Source organism: Aeromonas sp. s4 (assembly GCF_040907855.1).
GTDB classification, from domain to species: Bacteria; Pseudomonadota; Gammaproteobacteria; order Enterobacterales; family Aeromonadaceae; genus Aeromonas; species Aeromonas caviae.
This window is the reverse complement of sequence record NZ_JBFOCP010000001.1, coordinates 1-16,524: the sequence shown is the minus strand read 5'-3', so window position 1 is coordinate 16,524 and position 16,524 is coordinate 1. Positions and strand designations below refer to the sequence as shown.

The following is a 16,524-nucleotide window of genomic DNA, read 5'->3' as shown; positions in this document are numbered from 1 at the left end:
TGCCACCATAAAAACAGGCCATCACATGATGGCCTGTTGTTTATCTGACCCGTGGCAGGGGAAGATCAGAAATGGCGGTCCTGCTCGGTGGGCTTGGCACCCTTCTCTTCGCTGTGCTCGATGGCGGTGCGGATAAGGTCGACGCCGGCCCGGATGATCAGCACCCCCATGTTGACCAGCTTGACGCAGACCCACATGAAGGTGATGAGCAGGATCAGCTTGAGCACCGTCTGGAAGGCCTCCAGGAAGTTCTGCTCCAGCTGGGCGGTGAGCCCGTTGGCGCTGCTCATCAGCCAGGTGTACACCTCGCGCACGAAGGGGATCCGGCTCGGCATCTCCAGCACGTCCAGCGCCGCAGGCAGGGCCTGGAAGATGACGATGCTGCCAAACAGTATCAGGATGACGCCGATGGCAATCCCCAGAAAGAAACCGAACTGTCGCATGAAGAGCCCCACAATGTAGTGAATGAGAAGAACAATAGCCGCCAATACTAGGGACTGCCCGCGCAGACGGCAATCCTTGCGTCCCCGACAGGGTCGGTGCCCCCTGCAAGCCATTGCCCGGCCGTCTGATTTCTGTGACCCTTGTCCCCACTCCTTGCCTCTGGGTGTCATCATGTTTCGAGTCGTCTTCTGCCTGCTGCTGTTGCTGGGCGGTGCCCTGCCCGCCTCCCGCGCCGAATCCCCTCCCTCTGCGGCCGCCTGCGTGATCCGCCACCAGCAAGGGATCCTGCTGGTGCAGGACAGGCTCTCCTCGCGCTACAGCCTGAGCGGCGGTTACATCGACAGGGGGGAGACCCCGGAGCAGGCGGCCCTGCGCGAGCTGTTCGAGGAGACCGGCCTCCAGGGTCGCGTCACCGGCGAGCTGGGGCGCTGGCAACGGGCCAGGGTGTTCGCCTGCCAGACCCTGGAGCCCCTGCGGGTCCAGCGGGGGACGGGGTTTGTCTCCCTGCTCCAGGCCCCGGATCTCGGTGGCGAGATCCTGAACGCCAGGCTGATCGCGGCCGCCGACCTGCCCCCTGACCAGCGTCGCTTCCCGGCGCAGCTCGACTGGATAGCCCCGAGGCTGGCCGAGGTGCCCGAGAGCCAGGTGCTGTGGGTGACGGATTTCAGCGACGCGGCCAGTGCGCTGCACCGCGCCGAGTTGCCGCTGATCCAGCGCCTGCAACAATGGCTCGGGGCGGATGCGCTCTGGCCAAGGGCGGGCAATCTGCTGGGCTCGGTCCCCTTCCAGCTGGCGCTGCTGCCCTTGCTGCTGCCCCTGCTCGGCTGGTCCAGGCTGCGCCACCTGCTGTTTGCCATGGTGCTGCTCACCCTGGTGGTGAACCTGCTCAAGGCGGGCATTGGCTGGCCCAGGCCCTTCCACCTGCAACCCGAGCTGGCCCGCCAGAGTGCCCAGGGCTTCGGCATGCCGAGCGGCCACGCCGCCTCGACCCTGCTCTACTGGGGCCTGCTGCTTGGCTGGCTGCCGGCGCTGCGGGTTTGGCAGGGGGCCCTGCTGGCCCTGTTGCTGGCCAGCGTGGCCGGGCTGGCCCGGGTCTGGCTGGGGGTCCACTTCCTCTCGGATGTGGTGGCCGGCCTTGCCCTGGGGGCCCTGCTGCTGGCACTGCGCGCCCCGCTGGCGAAGCTGGCGGCACGCCCGTTCCCCTGGGCCGGGCTGCTCATCGCCAGCGCCCTCTCGGCCTGGCTCACCCAGTCCACCGCCCTGGCCGGGCTTGCCATGTTCACCCTGGGGCTGGTATCGGGTAATCTGCTATCACTCGAACGGAGCCCCACCCCCGCCCTGCCCGCCGCGCTGCTGACCCTGGCAGGGGGACTGGTCGTGGCAGGGCTCCTGTTCCTGGTGCCCGCGCTCACCAGCAGCTCTCTGCTGATCCTCGCGGGACAAGGGTGGCTCTTTGGCTGCCTGGGGTTCTGGCTCAGCGCCGGGCTCTGGTGGTCGTTGTCCGCTATCCGTCACGGTGCCCGAACCGGGCGCTCAACCCCTCGTTAAGGGAATGCCATGAATATGAAAAAAGTGGATTTGGCCAAGATCACCCTGGGTTTGCTGTTCCTCAGCCTGCTCATCATCTCGTGCTTCATGGTCTTGCGCCCCTTCCTGCCCGCCCTGGTGTGGTCGACCATGATCACCATCGCCACCTGGCCCCTGATGCAGATGGCCCAGCGCCTGCTGTGGGGCAAACGCACCCTGGCGGCGTTGCTGATGACCAGCATCTTGCTGCTCATCTTCGTCATTCCCCTCTTCATGACGCTGGCCAACGTGGCGGAGAAGGCCCCCATGCTCATCGAGCTGGGCACCGAGCTCAGCCAATCCCCGCCCCCCGAGCTGCTCTGGTTGCAGCAAGTACCCCTGGTGGGCGACAAACTCTACGACTTCTGGCAGCAGATCCTCGCGAGCGGCGGCCAGGTGCTGTTCACCAAGCTGGCCCCCTACTTCGGCCAGACCGCCCGCTGGCTGGCGGCCCAGGCGGGCAACCTCGGCCTGCTGTTCGTCCACTTCCTGCTGACCGTGGCCATCTGCGGCCTGCTCTACCACTCGGGAGAGAAGGCGGCAGAAGGCATTCGCCGCTTCGCCCACCGTCTGGCGGGCCAGCGCGGTGACAATGCGGTGGTGCTCGCCTCCCAGGCCATCCGTGCCGTCGCCATGGGGGTGGTGGTGACCGCCCTGGTGCAATCCTCGGTGGCGGGCCTGGGCCTGCTCATCGCCGGCATTCCCTATGTCATGGTGCTGGTGGTGCTGATGTTCCTGCTGATCGTCGCCCAGATAGGCCCCTTCCCGGTGCTGCTGGCCAGCGTCGGCTACCTCTACTGGAGCGGGGACACCACCTGGGGCACCTTCCTGCTGGTCTGGTCCCTGCTGGCGGGCACCATGGACAACTTCCTGCGCCCCTTCCTCATCAAGCGCGGGGCCGACCTGCCGCTGATCCTCATTCTGGTGGGGGTCATCGGCGGCCTGCTGGCGCTGGGGATCATCGGTCTCTTCATCGGCCCCGTGGTGTTGGCGGTGGGCTACACCCTGCTGGATGCCTGGATCAAGGAAGATGACCAACCGGCGACCGCTCTGGTGGAGCCGCCCAAGGCGCCGTGACGATTCATTCATCCCCGATGCAAAGAGCCGCCCCAGGGCGGCTCTTTTGTTTATTACCGTCCCATGTAGGTTCGATTAGCGAAGCGTAATCGGACGATCGAGGTGCCGCTGTCCGGTGTGTCCATGAATCAGCGGCATCTGTCAGCAGGGAAATATGGATGGCTGTTATAGCGGGAGAATTGATTTACGCGAACGTCCGATTACCCCTTACGGCTAATCGAACCGACGGCCGGTCGCGGCGTTTAGAACCAAAGTTCGAACCGGAACGCCAAAACACGAACCAGGGTTCGAATCACTCCTTCCCCTCCCCTGTTCCCTGCCGAAGGCGCCCGCCACAATGCCTGCACCATTGGAGGAGAAGACAAGATGAACGAACTGAGAGCAACACGGGCCCTCATCAGCGGCGGCGCCAGCGGCATCGGACTGGCCATCGCCGAGGCCCTGGCCAGCCAGGGGGTGGAACTGATCCTGGCTTCCCGCCGCCTGGGGCTGCTGGAGCAGGAAGCGGCCAGACTGGAGGCACGATACGGGGTGCGAGTCATGGCACTGGCGCTGGATGTGTGCGACGGCGATCAGGTGCGGGACGGCCATGCCCGGATCCGGGAGCGGCTCGGCCCCGTCGATCTGCTCATCAACAACAGCGGGGTCGGCAGCGACCACCTGGTACAGGACCTGCCGGAATCGGAGTGGGACAGGGTGATGGATACCTGTGCCAAGGGCACCTTCCTGCTGACCCGGGCCTGCCTGCCGGACATGCTGGCAAACCGCCACGGCACCGTCATCAACATCGCCTCCCAGGCCGCCAGGCACGGCTATGCCAGGGCCAGCGTCTACTGCGCCGCCAAGTTTGCGGTGCTGGGGTTCGCCCGGGCACTGCGGGAAGAGGTGCAACACCAGGGCGTCCGGGTCCACACCCTCTGCCCAGGCCTGGTGCAGGTGCCGCCCCCGGCTTGCGCCGCTGATCGCAAGCCCGGCTGGCTCCAGGTGGAGGATCTGGCCGAGGCCGTGCTCTACACCCTGCGCCAACCCGCTCACGTCCAGCTCGACGAGATCGGCATGACGGGGATCTGAGCGAGGCGCCATGGAACGCCAGCAAGGACAAGGGGCGCCGAAGCGCCCCTTGTCCTGCGTCACTCCGCCAGAGCGGCCTGCGCGTAAGTTCAGGCAGGTTGATGGAGGGTGATGCAGTGGATGCCGCCGCCCCCGGCCGCCACCGGGTCTATGTCTATCTGCACTATCTTGCGCCCCGGATAGAGGCTGGCCAGCAGATCCCGGCAATGGCGGTCGGCCCTGGCATCCCCGAACTGGGGAGCGATGACGGCGCCGTTGATGGGCAGGTAGTTGATGTAACCGGCGGCAAAGTCCGGGCTGCGGCTGAACTTGTTGTCCCGCCCGCCCAGGGGCGGCGGCAGCTGATGCAGCTCCAGCTTGTTGCCGTCGGCGTCCGTCGCCTGCTGCAGGATGGCGAGGTGCTGGCGGGTCACCTTGTAGTCGTAGGAGTCGGGATCGTTGTCCATGTTGATCACCACCACCCCGGGGCGCACGAAGCGGGCGTAGAAGTCCACGTGGGCATCCGTGATGTCACGGCCCTTGATCCCCGGCAGCCAGATGATCTTGCGCAGCCCCAGGTTGGCCTTGAGCTCCGCCTCCACCTGCGCCTTGGTGAGGCCGGGGTTGCGGTTGCTGTTGATCCAGCTGCTCTCGGTCATGATGGCGGTGCCGTTGCCATCCACCTCGATGCCGCCCCCCTCACCGATGAGCTCGCTCTGCAGGTAATAGGCATCCGTCTGCCGGCCCACCAGGGCGGCGACCCTGGCGTCATGGCTGTGCTCCTGCTTGTCACCCCAGCCGTTGAAGTTGAAGTCCATCAGACCGAGCCCTCCCTGCTCGTCCTGCACGAAGACGCCGCCGGTATCCCGCAGCCAGATGTCATCCATCTCGGCGTGGACGAAGTGGGTGTTGCGCTCGCCGCACAACTGGCGCGCCAGCGCCTCGTCATCCTCATGGCAGAGCACGTTGACCCGGGTGTAGGGCACCATGGCCTGCACCAGCCGCCCTATGGTGGCCTGCACCTCCTTGTAGTGGCGACCCCAGATCTCGCTGGTGGCCCCGAAGGCCACCCACACCAGGGCCTGGGGGGAGGACTCCTCCGGCATGTGGTAGCGAGCGGCGGCGCCGGGCTCGCCGGCGGCGAAGGCCGCGCGGGCACCGGGCAGGCTGCCAAACCCGGCAATGGCGCCAAGGGCAACCAGCTGTTTCAATACGTGGCGTCGGGAAAACATCGTTCTACTCCTGGGTTCAGAGGCTGCTCTTGAAGCGAGTCCAGGCTCGCATGCGGGCACGCATCTGGGATTGTGCTATATCCTGACCCGGAATGAGCCGCTGGTAGCTGGCCTCGTCCAGGTAGATATCCGGGTTGGCCGTCATGGTGGCATCCACCATGGGTCTGGCCTTGGCACTGGCAGTCGGATAACCGGTGCTGTTGGTGATGGCTGCCATGTTGGCCGGGCGCATCACGAAGTTGATAAAGGCATAGGCATAGTCAGGATGGGGGGCATCCGCCGGGATCGCCATGGTGTCCATCCAGATGGTGCTCCCCTCCTTCGGCAATCGGTATTCGAAGTCGACCCGCTTGCCCGCCTCGGCGGCGGCGCGCCTGGCCTGGGTCATGTCGCCGCTGTAGCCCAGGGAGAGGCAGAGATCCCCGTTCACCAGCTGGGTTACCGGCTGGGACTGGAACTTGCGGATATAGGGCTTGATCCCCTTGAGCAGGGCCAGGGCCGCCTCCAGATCGTCCGCCTTGCCGCTGCGGGGATCCCGCCCAAGATAGTGCAGCACCACCGCCAGCACCTCGTCCGGGGAGTCGATGACCGAGATGCCGCAATCTGCAAATTTCGCCGCCAGCTCGGGCTTGAACAGCATGTCCAGGCTGCTGACCGGGGCATCCGGCATCCTCTGCCGGATGGCGTCCGCGTTGTAGGTGAGCCCTATGGTGCCCCAGGTGTAGGGCACCACGGCCTCCTTCGCATGGGGGTAGGCCTGCTGCAACCGCGCCAGGCCGGGGTCTATGTCCCCCAGGTGTTGCAGCTTGCCCTTGTCGAGCGGCTGTAAACTGCCCGCCCGCATCAGCCGCTCTGCCACCGTGTCCCCCGGGAAGATGAGGTCATACCCGCTGCGACCCGCCATCAGCTTGGCCTCCAGGGTCTCGCTGCTGTCCATCACGTCGTAGATGACCAGGATCCCGGTCTCCCGGGTGAATTCGCTCAGGGTATCGGGGGCGAAATAATCGGACCAGTTGTAGAGGCGCAGCACCTTCTCCTCTGTCGCCTCCCCCGCCCCTTCTGCGGCCTGGGCCCCCAGACCCAGCAGCAGGGCCAGTGCCGTGGCTATCTTGGTCAAGGCGCTCATGATGGACGCCCTCCCCGATGGCTGCGTCCGTCCAGGCTCAGCAAGGCGCCATACATCTCGGGGCGACGATCCCGGTAGATGCCCCAGGTCAGCCGCTCCTCGGCCATGGCGGCGAGATCCAGCTCCCGCACCAGCACGCCCGGGGTATCCCTGTCCGCCTCGGCCAGCAGGGCCCCCTTGTGATCCGTGATGAAGGAGGAGCCATAGAAGCGCATCTGCAACTCGGGATCCCGGGTCGCCACCTCGCGTCCGATGCGGTTGGCGACGATCACCGGCATGATGTTGGCGGCGGCGTGGCCGCGCTGGGTCAGCTGCCAGTGATCCCGGGAATCGAGCCCCTCTGCCCCCGGCTCCGAGCCGATGGCGGTGGGATAGAGCAGCAGCTCGGCCCCCTGCAGCGCCATGGCGCGGGCCGCCTCCGGGAACCACTGATCCCAGCAGATGCCGACCCCGATGCGGCCAGCGGCCGTGTCCCAGACCCGAAACCCCGTATCCCCCGGGCTGAAATACTCCTTCTCCTGATAGCCGATGGCGTTCGGGATATGGGTCTTGCGATAGACCCCGAGCAGGCGACCATCCGCATCCGCCATCGCCAGGGAGTTGAAGCAGGCGTTGCCCGCGCGCTCAAACCAGCTGATGGGCAGCACCACCCCCAGTTCCCGCGCCAGCGCCGAGAAGCGGCGCAGCACCCGGCTCTGCTCGAACGACTCCGCCAGCGCCAGATGGCCGTGGTATTGCTCGATGCAGAAATAGGGGGTGGCGAAGAGCTCCTGCAACAGCACCAGGTTGGCCCCCCTGGCGGCGGCTTCCCGTACCAGGCTCTCCGCTGTGTCCAGATTGCGCTCCAGCTCCCAGCTGCAAGCGAATTGTGTGGTGGCGACAACGATCTTGCTCATCCGGATACCCTCCCTGACACGCGTTCCCCCTGACAGGCAGACTGCATGGTTGCGACGACCTTGTTCATGAATCTCTCCTCCCTGATCCCGTCATGAGGCCTCGCAGACGCCTGACGAGGCCGCTCCAAACGCTTACCCCTGCACCGGCCAGACCGGCTGCTGCTGGGTGATGCAGTGAATGCCGCCCCCGCCGTGGGCCAACTGGTTGATGCGCACCGGCACCAGCTGCCGGTTCGGGAAGGCGCGCCTCAGCACTTCCCCAGCCGCCTCGTCCGCGCCTACGCCGTAGGCGGGCATGATGATGGCGCCGTTGGCGAGGTAGAAGTTGGTGTAGGAGGCGCAGAACACTTCCGCCTCGGCGTCCACCGCCTCGCTCGCCTCGAACAGCTCGAGGCACTCGAAGGAGCGACCTCTCGCATCGGTGGCCAGGGCCAGGGCTCGGCGGTTCTCCCGCACCACGCGGCCATAGGTGGAGTTCCCGTCCAGGGTGGCATCCACCAGCAGGTGGCCGGGGCGGCTGAAGGCGCAGACCCCGTCCACATGACCGTCCGTCATGTCGCCGGTGACGTGGTCCGGATCCCCCGGCAGCCAGATAGTCTTCTCGATGCCGAGCAGGCGGCTGAAGATCCGTTCGATCTCCACTTTGGTCATGCCGGGGTTGCGGTTGCTGTTGAGCAGCACCGACTCCGTGGTGATCAGGGTGCCCTCCCCATCCACATGGATGGCGCCCCCTTCGTTGGCGAGGAAGCTGCCGATGCACTCCAGCTCCAGGCTGTTGAGAACGCGTCGCGCCAGCCCCTCATCCAGACCGTGGGCCGACTTGCCGCCCCAGGCGTTGAAACGCCAGCTGATCCCGGCGGTGCCAAGCTCGGGATGGCAGATGAAGGTGGGGCCGGAGTCACGGCACCAGCTGTCATCCACCGGCAGGGGAATGAAGCGCACCCCGTCGCCGCACAGGGCGCGAGCCTCCGCCTGTGCGGCGGGATCCACCACCAGGTTCACCGGTTCGAAGCGGGCGATGGCATTGACCACCCGGGCGAAGTCCTGCTGGACCTGGGACAGGGTTACGCCCCAGCCGTTTTCCCACAGCGCCTTGTTGTGCGGCCAGACCATCCAGGTCGCCGCGTGCCGGCACCACTCCGCTGGCATGAGCCAGCCCACAGCCCTCATTCCCTGCTCGCGCATCTCAGCCTCTCTGATTAGGTACTATTAAGGTTATTGACGATGGGAATAGACTATTCTCCCCGTTGATGGGTAACAAACGATCGATTTTCGATAAAAGTGATAAGCGGAGCTAATCAATGATGTTCAAACACTGGCCCCCTCTCAACGTGCTGCGCGGCTTCGAGGCGGCGGCCAGGCTCGGCAGCTTTCATCAGGCGGCCCAGGAGCTGCACCTCACCCAGTCTGCCATCAGTCAGCAGATCCGCTCGCTGGAGGAGCTGCTTGGCCAGCCTCTGTTTCACCGCCAGGGACGTTCCGTCGCCCTGACCGACGCGGGCCAGGATCTGCTGGAGACGACCCAGCAGGTGCTGCTGCAACTGGCGGTGGGAATACAGCGCCTCGAGCAGTACCGCAAGCCGAACCAGCTTGTGCTCAACACCAGTACCGCCATCGCCCGCCTCTGGCTGCTGCCCCGGCTGGCCGACCTTCACCGTCAGCATCCGGGCATCGATCTCTGGCTGTTCACCAGCGACGACACGCCGAACATGGCCGAACAGACCATCGACATTTCGCTGCGCTGGGGCCTGGCCCCCCAGGCGGAATGCCGCCATCAGCCGCTGCTGGCGGATCGGCTGCTGCCGGTGGCGAGCCCGGCCGTGCTGGCACAGCCCGCGCATGAGCGCACCACCCTGCACGGGGAGCGGGAGATGGACTGGCACCACTGGACCCTCAAGGGCGGCGACGATCTGCACCTGCAGACCCAGGGGCTCAACTTCTCCGATCCCGGCTTGTTGCAGGATGCGGCCAGCGCCGGGCTCGGGGTGGCGCTGGCGAGCGAGCTGCTCTCTCGCGACGCACGCCGACAGGGGTGGCTGCTGCCCCTCTCGTCCCACCGGGTGGCCGGGCCGAACTGGAACATGCTGACCCATCAGGAGAGCGAAGGCAGCCCCCAGTGCCGCGCGGTGAGCCAATGGCTCCAGCAGCAGTTTGCCGCAGAGGCTGCCACCCGGGACCAGGACGCGACACTCTGAGAGCGGTCACTGAATCGGGGCGGCAAGGGTGATTAAATGGCCCCTTCCCTCTTGCCGGATATCGCCGTGACCATGCCATCCGTTCCCCAGCCCCTCTCGTCCTGGCCCGAGCACCTGCAGGCCTCCTGGCTGCGCTGTGCCCACCAGACCAGCGCGTCCCTCTGGCATCCTCCCCACTGCGCCAGAGGGCAGACCCTGGAGAGCCTGCGCCAGCGCAAACGGGACCTGCTCACCACCGGCGAGATGGCGCTGGAGGATCTCTACGAGTTCATGGAGGGGCGCCCCTGCGCCCTGCTGCTCACCGATGAGAGCGGTTGCCTGCTGGCCCGGACCGGCCACCCCGATACCCTGCAGGCGCTGGCGACCCTCGGTTTTGGCCCAGGCGCATTTTTCAGCGAGGGACGCATCGGCACCAATGCCGTCAACCTCGCGGCCCTGGAGGGGGTACCGCTCTGCGTCAGCGGCCCCCAGCACTTCAACCAGCGTCTCCACCCCTGGCACTGCTGTGCCAGCCCCGTCTACAACAGCACCGGTCGCCAGGTGGCGATCGTGGCCCTGATCTGCCGGGTGGAGGAGGCCGCGCCGGGAGATCTCGCGCTCACCGTCAGCGCCGGCCGCGAGCTGGCCAATCTGCTGCAGATGGAGCGCCTGATGCAGGAGTCCCAGCACCATTTGAGCGAGCTCTATGCCCTGCTGGATGGCATGGAAGACGGCGTGCTGGCCTGGGATCCCCAGGGGCGGCTGCGCTACCTCAACGCCCTGGCGGCCAGTCGGCTGCAACTCGACCCGGCTGTCTGTCTGGGTCAGCCCCTCGATCACCATCTGCTGTTGCCCCAGCGCCTGCGTCTGGCCATCGCGGAGATGACCCCCCTGAGCCATGTGGAGGTGACGCTGGAGCGGCGGGAGACCCGGGGCGAGGCCTTCATCGACGCCCTGGTGAGCCTCAAGCCCCTGCCGGGGCCGGACGGGGTCAGCTTCATCGTCCTGCTCCATCCCACCGATCGGCTGCGCGCCATTCATCAACTGCGCCAGACGGTGCCCGAGCTCTCCGCCCTGGTGGGGGAGTCGAGCGCCATGCGCAAACTGCTGCGCCACGCCCGCCAGGCGGCCAGGGGACAGGGCCCCGTCCTGCTGCGGGGGGAGGAGGAGGTGGGCAAGGCCCAGCTGGCGGAGGCCATCCACTTTGGCAGCGAGCGAGCCGCCGGCCCCCTGGTCATCTTCAACTGCCAGGCATGGCCGAGAGAGCGGATGGCGCTGGAACTCATGGGGTCCGACGAGGCGGGGCAGGAGCGGGCAGGCAAGTTCGAGCTGGCTCACGGTGGCACGCTAGTGCTGGAGCAGGTGGAGTGCCTGCCCGCCCCCATGCAGGCCGCCCTGCTGCAACTGCTCAAGACGGGGCGCATCCAGCGCTTCGACTCCGCCCGCATCCTCCCCCTCAGGGTGAGGATCATCGCGACCAGCAGCGCCCCGCTGGAGCAGCGGGTGCAGGAGGGGGGATTCGGCCGCCAGCTGCTCTATGCGCTGCAAGGGTGCGAACTCTGGCTGCCGAGCCTGCGGGAACGCAGCGCCGATCTGCCCGGACTCATCCGCCAGCACCTGACGGTGCAGGGGGGCGAACCGGGGCGTCAGTTCACCCCTGACGCCCTCGACTGCCTGCTGGCCTACCCCTGGCCCGGCAACCTGGGGGAGCTGCGCAGCGCCATCGAGTACGCCCTGCTGCATTGCAGTGAGGCACAGATCCCGCCCCGGGCGCTCCCGGCCGCCATCCGCCAGGGTCATTGCCTGCTGGCGGACGAGGTGGTGGGACAGCCGCTGCTCACCCTGGCGGAGCTGGAGCATCAGGCGATCCTGCGGGCCGCCCGTGCCAGCAAGGGCCAGGTCAGCCAGATGGCGCGCCAGCTCGGGATCAGCCGCACCACCCTCTGGCGGCGGCTCAAACTGCTCGACATCGATCCCGCCGACTACCACCACTGACCAGAACGCCCCTCAAAAAAGCGGGCCCCGTCTTGACGGGGCCCGGATGGGGGAATGTTTCAGTCGCCGAAGCGATCCCGCGCCAGTTGCTGGAAGCAGCTCAGCGCCGCCCCGGCATCCTCCCCTCGCGCCAGCAGGATGAGCCTGTCCCCCTGGCGCACATCGAGCATGGCGAGCCGGCTCAGGCTGCGGGGATTCGCCTCTTTGTCCCCCTTTTGCAGCTTGAGTTCAGCGGCAAAGGGCTTGAGTGCCGCGACCAGCCGGGCGGCGGGGCGCACATGCAGGCCGTGGGGATTCTCCACCACCACCTCGCTGCGCAGCCAGCCGTCATCGGCAACAGGGGCTGCCTCCGTGGTGGCCTGCGCCGCACTGGCAGGCAGCATTCCCTGTTTCGGACCCAGGGCGCCAAGCGCCTCGGCGGCGACCTCGTCCAGCGTCAGGCCTGCGCCAGCGGCCACCACGGCGGCCAGAGTGCCCTCGACCAGCGGGGCGGGGCTGAGCCGCACCCGGGCGCTCAGCTCGGGGGGCAGCAGCTCGAGGGCGGTCTCGGCGCTCAGGAGGGCGCTGCCCAAGTCCATCAGCACCAGCACCCCGCTGCCGTCGTCCGCCTCTTCCATCGCACTCATCACGGCGATGGCGTCGGTGCCGATGGGATGGGCGGGGTCATCGACCCCGGCCGCCAGCAACAGTTTCGCCGGGCTGCCCAGCTGATCGGCCAGGGCTTTCAAACCGGCCGCAAGCATGGCGCTGTGAGAGACCACTACGATGCCGATCATGTCACAACCTCGCTCTGTCACGCAGGGCGGTCAGCAGCAGCAGGGTCGAGGTGGCCCCCGCATCCTGATGGCCGATGCTGCGCTCACCAAGATAGCTGGCGCGCCCCTTGCGAGCCTGCATCTGGATGGTGGCCTCGGTGCCGGCTGCGGCGGCAGCCACCGCCTTGTCCAGCGCCTCGGGGAGCGGCAGGCCCTGTTGTTCCGCCTGCTGCAGGGCGGCCAGAGCGGGCCACCAGGCGTCGCACATGGTCTTGTCACCCGGCTCGGCGCGGCCGCGGGAGACGATCCCCTCCACCCCGTCGCTCAGCATCTTGCCGAGCTGGCCGAGGGTCAGACTCTGGCAGGCATCGCTGCTGGCGGCCGCCCGGATGAAGAAGGTGCCGTAGAGGGGTCCGCTGGCGCCGCCGACCGAGGAAAGCAACGTCATGCCGGTGGTTTTGAGCACCTGGCCGATGTCCTTGTCCGCCACCGCGGGCAGCTTCTCCGCCACCTTGGCAAAGCCGCGCTGCATGTTGAGGCCGTGGTCGCCGTCGCCGATGTCGGTATCCAGCGCCGTGAGGTAGTCACGCTGCTCGGTGAAGATGTGCTCGCAGTCGAGCAGCCAGTTGACGATCTGATGCTTGCTTAACATGAATATTCCTCAGCAGCCGCGCCGCAGGGCGGGGGTGTGAACGGGGGCATCCCACAGAGTCATCAGCTCGTCATCCACCTTGAGCAGGGTGATGGAGATGCCGGTCATGTCGAGAGAGGTGCAGTAGGGGCCGATGAGGTTGCGCACCAGGTGGATGCCCGCCTCTTCACACAGGGTGGCGAGGCGACCATAGACGCCGTAGAGCTCGGAGATGGGGGTGCCGCCGAGGCTGTTGACCAGGACGATGACCCGGTCACCCCCATTGAGCGGTTCGATAAAGGTGTGTTCTTCCTGCCAGCTGCCGGTGGCTCTGTCCCAGTGGCGCAGGGTGCGGCCATAGGGGCTGTTGTCGGTCAGCTCCTTGAACATGTCGTCCACCAGGGCGTTGAGGTCGGTGAAGGGACGGCGCTCAATGCCGGGTTCACCGTGAATGCCCACGCCGAACTCCACCTCGTTGTCCGCCAGGGTGAAGGAGGGCTTGCCCGCAGCAGGGACGGTGCAGGCGTGCATGGCCACGCCTATGGTGCGGCTCTGGTTGTTGATCCGGCGGGCCAGCGCCTCACAACGCGCCAGATCGTAGCCCGCCTCGGCGGCGGCACCGACCAGCTTCTCGCACAGCACTGTCGTGGCAACCCCACGGCGGCCAGCGGTGTAGAGGCTGTCCTTCACCGCCACGTCGTCATCAATGAGGGCGAAGCCCACCTTGACCCCGTCACCGTGAAGCAGCTCGACCGCGGTCTCGAAGTTGAGCACGTCGCCGGTATAGTTCTTCACCAGAAACAGCACGCCCGCGCCGCCGTCGACGGCCTGACCGCACTCGTACATCTGATCCGGGGTCGGGGACGTGAAGATCTCGCCGGGGCAGGCACCATCCAGCATTCCTTTGCCCACCAGGCCACCGTGCATGGGCTCGTGGCCGCTGCCGCCGCCGGAGACCAGCGCCACCTTGCCCGCCACGGGGGCGTCGGCGCGGGTGATGTAGTGGGGTTCGATTCGCACCTTGAGCTCGGGGTGGGCAGCAGCCATCCCCATCAGTTGTTCACGGACCACGGCATCGACAGCATTGATCAGCTTCTTCATGGCTCACTCCTTGGCTTGCCACCATACGGGTGGACAGATGGTTGATGCAGCCAGTCTAGCGAGCCATAGGGGGATAAAAATGACAGGGATTTCGGTTCGGATCTGAAACAACAAACGAAGCCTGACGTTTCAATCTGAAACGAGCGGATGGGGAAGATCCGGGAAAGTGTTAGCCGCCTCACAGCCATGAAAAAGGGCCCCGCAGGGCCCTTCTCGATAGCGTGAGGATTAGATGGCCCAGCCACCGGCGTAGAAGATCACCAGGGCCACAGCGATGATGACGGTGCCGATGTTGAGCTTCTTCCACTCGGCGGCAAACAGGCGGCCGACCACCAGGGCCACGAAGCCCAGCATGATGCCGGTGACGATGTTGCAGGTGAGCACGATGAAGACGGCGCACAGCATGCCGGAAAGGGCATCGACCGAGTCGTTGAAGTCCAGCTTGGTGACGTTGCCCAGCATCAGCAGGCCCACATACATCAGGGCCGGTGCGGTGGCGTAGGCCGGTACCAGATAGCTCAGCGGGGAGAGGAAGATCATCAGCAGGAAGAGCACGCCGACCAGGGTGGCGGTCAGACCTGTCTTGCCGCCGGCAGCGGTCCCTGCGGCAGATTCGATGTAGACGGCTGCCGGAGCACCACCTACCACGCCCGCCACCATGCTGCTGACGGAGTCCGCAGTCAGGGCCTTGCCACCGCTGATGATGTGACCACGCTCGTTGATGAGGCCAGCCTGACCGGCCACGGCACGGATGGTGCCGGTGGCGTCAAACACGGCTGTCATCACCAGCGCCAACACGGTCGGAATCACCACCGGATTGAGGGCGCCCAGCAGATCCATGCTGCCCACCAGGGAGCCATTCTCGCCACTCAGGCTAGGCATGGCGAAGAAGCCTTGCCAGGTCACTTTCGGATCGAAGATGAGGCCGAGGATGGAGATGGCGATGATCACCATCAGGATGCCGCCCGGCACCTTGCGGCGCTCCAGGCCGAAGATGGCAGCCAGACCCAGCACCGTCATGATGACCGGGAAGGCAGTGATCTCGCCGAGCTGCACCGGCAGGCCAGCCCCTTCATTCTTGATCACCATGCCGACCCCGTTGGTGGCGATCAGCAGCAGGAATAGGCCGATACCGATGCCGGTACCGTGGGCGATGCCGGAGGGAAGGTTGTCCAGGATCCACTGGCGCACGCCGGTGACACTGATCAGGGTGAACAGCACCCCCATCAGGAAGATGGCGCCCAGCGCGACCGGAATGCTCAGCCCCTGACCCAGCACCAGGCTGAAGGCGGTAAAGGCGGTGAGAGAGATGGCACAACCGATGGCCATCGGCAGCTTGGCCCAGAGCCCCATCAGCAGGGAGCCGAAGGCGGCGATCAGACAGGTCGCCACAAACACCGGGCCCTGCTCAAAACCGGCTGCGCCCAGCATGTTCGGCACGACGATGATGCTGTAGACCATCGCCAGGAAGGTGGTCAACCCGGCCAGCAGCTCCTGTCGCACCGTGCTGCCACGCTGGCTGATGGAGAAATAGGAATCCAGAAACCCGCCATTGCCGGCGCGGGCCGTCGTTTGTTGCGTTGCCATAGTTCATCCTGAAAGTGTGAAGGAAATCGTTTGCTTGCTGGCGCGCAAAATAGCAAGAATTTGACGAGATTGCAGCGGATAAGCCCCCATTTCCCCGAAGTTTTTCATAAGGGGGCTCGATGGAGACCTCATTTTCCATGAGAGCGGCCCATCCCAAGCTTCTACACTCTTAGCTAGCCACGTTCCCATCTACCGGAGAGAAGCCCATGCACACAGGCAACCTGCTTGGCCAGATCCCCTCCCCCCTGCCCAGTGAAGTGTTCGCGGATCTGGTCAGTACCAACAATGTTCGTATCGAGCGCATTCTCTCCCAGGGGCAGCAGACCCCTACCGGAGAGTGGTTCGATCAGGATGAACACGAATGGGTATTGCTGGTGCAGGGAGAGGCCATCCTGGTCTTCATCACACCGGATACCGGGGTACAGGAACGCGTCCATCTGGGGCCGGGGGATTACATCAACATCCCGGCGCACCTTCAGCACCGGGTGGAGTGGACCCATCCGACCGAGACAACCGTCTGGCTCTGCGTCTATTACTAGCAAGCTCACGGCTCAAGAAGGCAATGCTTCTGCTGCGAAGATCGAAGAGGAGACCGTGGAGACGAAAAAAAGCCCAGTCTGTCGACTGGGCTTCTTGTTAGTGGCATAACGGACGCAGAGACGGACAAAGTCCGGCTCAAGCACAAGGGACAACAGAGCGGGATCGAGTTGTCAGTGGCAAGTCGCAGCCCTGGTGGTTGCTTCTTGTGCTCTGAGCTCTTATCCAGACGTCAGAAAGCAAAAAGGCCTTCCCGTCAGGGAAGGCCTTTCAATTTAGTGGCGGAGCGGACGGGACTCGAACCCGCGACCCCCGGCGTGACAGGCCGGTATTCTAACCGACTGAACTACCGC

The 16,524-nt window shown here is 65.8% G+C and carries 15 protein-coding genes; 6 read left to right on the top strand and 9 right to left on the bottom strand.

All coding sequences use genetic code 11. The features are described 5' to 3' along the window. Positions 1-65: 65 nt before the first annotated feature. A complete protein-coding gene (locus AB5Y89_RS00075) occupies positions 66-443 on the bottom strand; it encodes a hypothetical protein (RefSeq protein WP_010675931.1) in 378 nt (125 codons plus the stop codon). A 172-nt stretch (positions 444-615) separates the two neighbouring features. Here AB5Y89_RS00075 and AB5Y89_RS00070 point away from each other — a divergent pair, with 172 nt between their 5' ends. The 3 genes from AB5Y89_RS00070 to AB5Y89_RS00060 all read left to right on the top strand — a co-directional run bounded on the left by AB5Y89_RS00070 (position 616) and on the right by AB5Y89_RS00060 (position 4,158). Continuing rightward, positions 616-1,992 (top strand): bifunctional NUDIX hydrolase/phosphatase PAP2 family protein, encoded by a 1,377-nt coding sequence (locus AB5Y89_RS00070; protein ID WP_368222606.1) that lies wholly within the window; start codon positions 616-618, stop codon positions 1,990-1,992. Positions 1,993-2,001: 9 nt separating this feature from the next. Further along, the gene (gene ydiK / locus AB5Y89_RS00065; RefSeq protein WP_164882905.1) at positions 2,002-3,087 is read left to right on the top strand and encodes an AI-2E family transporter YdiK; all 1,086 of its coding nucleotides are present in this window, start codon (positions 2,002-2,004) and stop codon (positions 3,085-3,087) included. A gap of 366 nt (positions 3,088-3,453) precedes the next feature. After that, positions 3,454-4,158 (top strand): SDR family oxidoreductase, encoded by a 705-nt coding sequence (locus AB5Y89_RS00060; protein WP_052816535.1) that lies wholly within the window; start codon positions 3,454-3,456, stop codon positions 4,156-4,158. Positions 4,159-4,247: 89 nt separating this feature from the next. Here AB5Y89_RS00060 and AB5Y89_RS00055 read toward each other — a convergent pair whose 3' ends face one another. The 4 genes from AB5Y89_RS00055 to AB5Y89_RS00040 form a co-directional block, all read right to left on the bottom strand. Then, positions 4,248-5,369, bottom strand: a complete 1,122-nt coding sequence (locus AB5Y89_RS00055) for an agmatine/peptidylarginine deiminase (protein WP_202044929.1) — start codon at positions 5,367-5,369, stop codon at positions 4,248-4,250. A 16-nt stretch (positions 5,370-5,385) separates the two neighbouring features. Beyond that, complete coding sequence (locus AB5Y89_RS00050) at positions 5,386-6,495, bottom strand: extracellular solute-binding protein (protein ID WP_368222604.1); 1,110 nt, start codon at positions 6,493-6,495, stop codon at positions 5,386-5,388. Beyond that, entirely contained in the window at positions 6,492-7,391 is a 900-nt protein-coding gene (gene aguB / locus AB5Y89_RS00045) for an N-carbamoylputrescine amidase (RefSeq protein ID WP_368222603.1), read from the bottom strand. The genes AB5Y89_RS00050 and aguB overlap by 4 nt, the downstream gene beginning before the upstream one ends. A 132-nt stretch (positions 7,392-7,523) precedes the next feature. Continuing rightward, entirely contained in the window at positions 7,524-8,540 is a 1,017-nt protein-coding gene (locus AB5Y89_RS00040) for an agmatine/peptidylarginine deiminase (protein WP_368222627.1), read from the bottom strand. Positions 8,541-8,692: 152 nt separating this feature from the next. On the opposite strand from AB5Y89_RS00040, the gene AB5Y89_RS00035 reads away from it, so the two are divergent. Together AB5Y89_RS00035 and dhaR are read left to right on the top strand one after the other, a co-directional pair. Further along, positions 8,693-9,586, top strand: a complete 894-nt coding sequence (locus tag AB5Y89_RS00035) for a LysR family transcriptional regulator (protein WP_368222602.1) — start codon at positions 8,693-8,695, stop codon at positions 9,584-9,586. 72 nt (positions 9,587-9,658) lie between these two features. Next, positions 9,659-11,560, top strand: a complete 1,902-nt coding sequence (gene dhaR / locus AB5Y89_RS00030; protein WP_368222626.1) for a dihydroxyacetone kinase operon transcriptional regulator DhaR — start codon at positions 9,659-9,661, stop codon at positions 11,558-11,560. 59 nt (positions 11,561-11,619) lie between these two features. Here dhaR and dhaM read toward each other — a convergent pair whose 3' ends face one another. From dhaM to AB5Y89_RS00010, 4 genes are all read right to left on the bottom strand, one after another. Beyond that, entirely contained in the window at positions 11,620-12,336 is a 717-nt protein-coding gene (gene dhaM, locus AB5Y89_RS00025; RefSeq protein ID WP_336574401.1) for a dihydroxyacetone kinase phosphoryl donor subunit DhaM, read from the bottom strand. Position 12,337: 1 nt separating this feature from the next. Next, positions 12,338-12,967 (bottom strand): dihydroxyacetone kinase subunit DhaL, encoded by a 630-nt coding sequence (dhaL, locus tag AB5Y89_RS00020; RefSeq protein ID WP_005306235.1) that lies wholly within the window; start codon positions 12,965-12,967, stop codon positions 12,338-12,340. 9 nt (positions 12,968-12,976) lie between these two features. Then, complete coding sequence (gene dhaK / locus AB5Y89_RS00015) at positions 12,977-14,047, bottom strand: dihydroxyacetone kinase subunit DhaK (protein ID WP_323922411.1); 1,071 nt, start codon at positions 14,045-14,047, stop codon at positions 12,977-12,979. 228 nt (positions 14,048-14,275) lie between these two features. After that, a complete protein-coding gene (locus AB5Y89_RS00010) occupies positions 14,276-15,634 on the bottom strand; it encodes an NCS2 family permease (protein ID WP_010675944.1) in 1,359 nt (452 codons plus the stop codon). A 206-nt stretch (positions 15,635-15,840) separates the two neighbouring features. Between AB5Y89_RS00010 and AB5Y89_RS00005 the strand changes: the two genes are divergently transcribed. Then, positions 15,841-16,173 (top strand): cupin domain-containing protein, encoded by a 333-nt coding sequence (locus tag AB5Y89_RS00005; RefSeq protein ID WP_010675945.1) that lies wholly within the window; start codon positions 15,841-15,843, stop codon positions 16,171-16,173. Positions 16,174-16,524: the final 351 nt, after the last annotated feature.

What these genes read in the sequence shown, in the direction of transcription:
- AB5Y89_RS00075 (WP_010675931.1), bottom strand. Translation starts at nt 443, where the DNA reads ATGCGACAGTTCGGTTTCTTTCTGGGGATTGCCATCGGCGTCATCCTG.
- AB5Y89_RS00070 (WP_368222606.1), top strand. Translation starts at nt 616, where the DNA reads ATGTTTCGAGTCGTCTTCTGCCTGCTGCTGTTGCTGGGCGGTGCCCTG.
- ydiK (WP_164882905.1), top strand. Translation starts at nt 2,002, where the DNA reads ATGAATATGAAAAAAGTGGATTTGGCCAAGATCACCCTGGGTTTGCTG.
- AB5Y89_RS00060 (WP_052816535.1), top strand. Translation starts at nt 3,454, where the DNA reads ATGAACGAACTGAGAGCAACACGGGCCCTCATCAGCGGCGGCGCCAGC.
- AB5Y89_RS00055 (WP_202044929.1), bottom strand. Translation starts at nt 5,369, where the DNA reads ATGTTTTCCCGACGCCACGTATTGAAACAGCTGGTTGCCCTTGGCGCC.
- AB5Y89_RS00050 (WP_368222604.1), bottom strand. Translation starts at nt 6,495, where the DNA reads ATGAGCGCCTTGACCAAGATAGCCACGGCACTGGCCCTGCTGCTGGGT.
- aguB (WP_368222603.1), bottom strand. Translation starts at nt 7,391, where the DNA reads ATGAGCAAGATCGTTGTCGCCACCACACAATTCGCTTGCAGCTGGGAG.
- AB5Y89_RS00040 (WP_368222627.1), bottom strand. Translation starts at nt 8,540, where the DNA reads ATGCCAGCGGAGTGGTGCCGGCACGCGGCGACCTGGATGGTCTGGCCG.
- AB5Y89_RS00035 (WP_368222602.1), top strand. Translation starts at nt 8,693, where the DNA reads ATGATGTTCAAACACTGGCCCCCTCTCAACGTGCTGCGCGGCTTCGAG.
- dhaR (WP_368222626.1), top strand. Translation starts at nt 9,659, where the DNA reads ATGCCATCCGTTCCCCAGCCCCTCTCGTCCTGGCCCGAGCACCTGCAG.
- dhaM (WP_336574401.1), bottom strand. Translation starts at nt 12,336, where the DNA reads ATGATCGGCATCGTAGTGGTCTCTCACAGCGCCATGCTTGCGGCCGGT.
- dhaL (WP_005306235.1), bottom strand. Translation starts at nt 12,967, where the DNA reads ATGTTAAGCAAGCATCAGATCGTCAACTGGCTGCTCGACTGCGAGCAC.
- dhaK (WP_323922411.1), bottom strand. Translation starts at nt 14,047, where the DNA reads ATGAAGAAGCTGATCAATGCTGTCGATGCCGTGGTCCGTGAACAACTG.
- AB5Y89_RS00010 (WP_010675944.1), bottom strand. Translation starts at nt 15,634, where the DNA reads ATGGCAACGCAACAAACGACGGCCCGCGCCGGCAATGGCGGGTTTCTG.
- AB5Y89_RS00005 (WP_010675945.1), top strand. Translation starts at nt 15,841, where the DNA reads ATGCACACAGGCAACCTGCTTGGCCAGATCCCCTCCCCCCTGCCCAGT.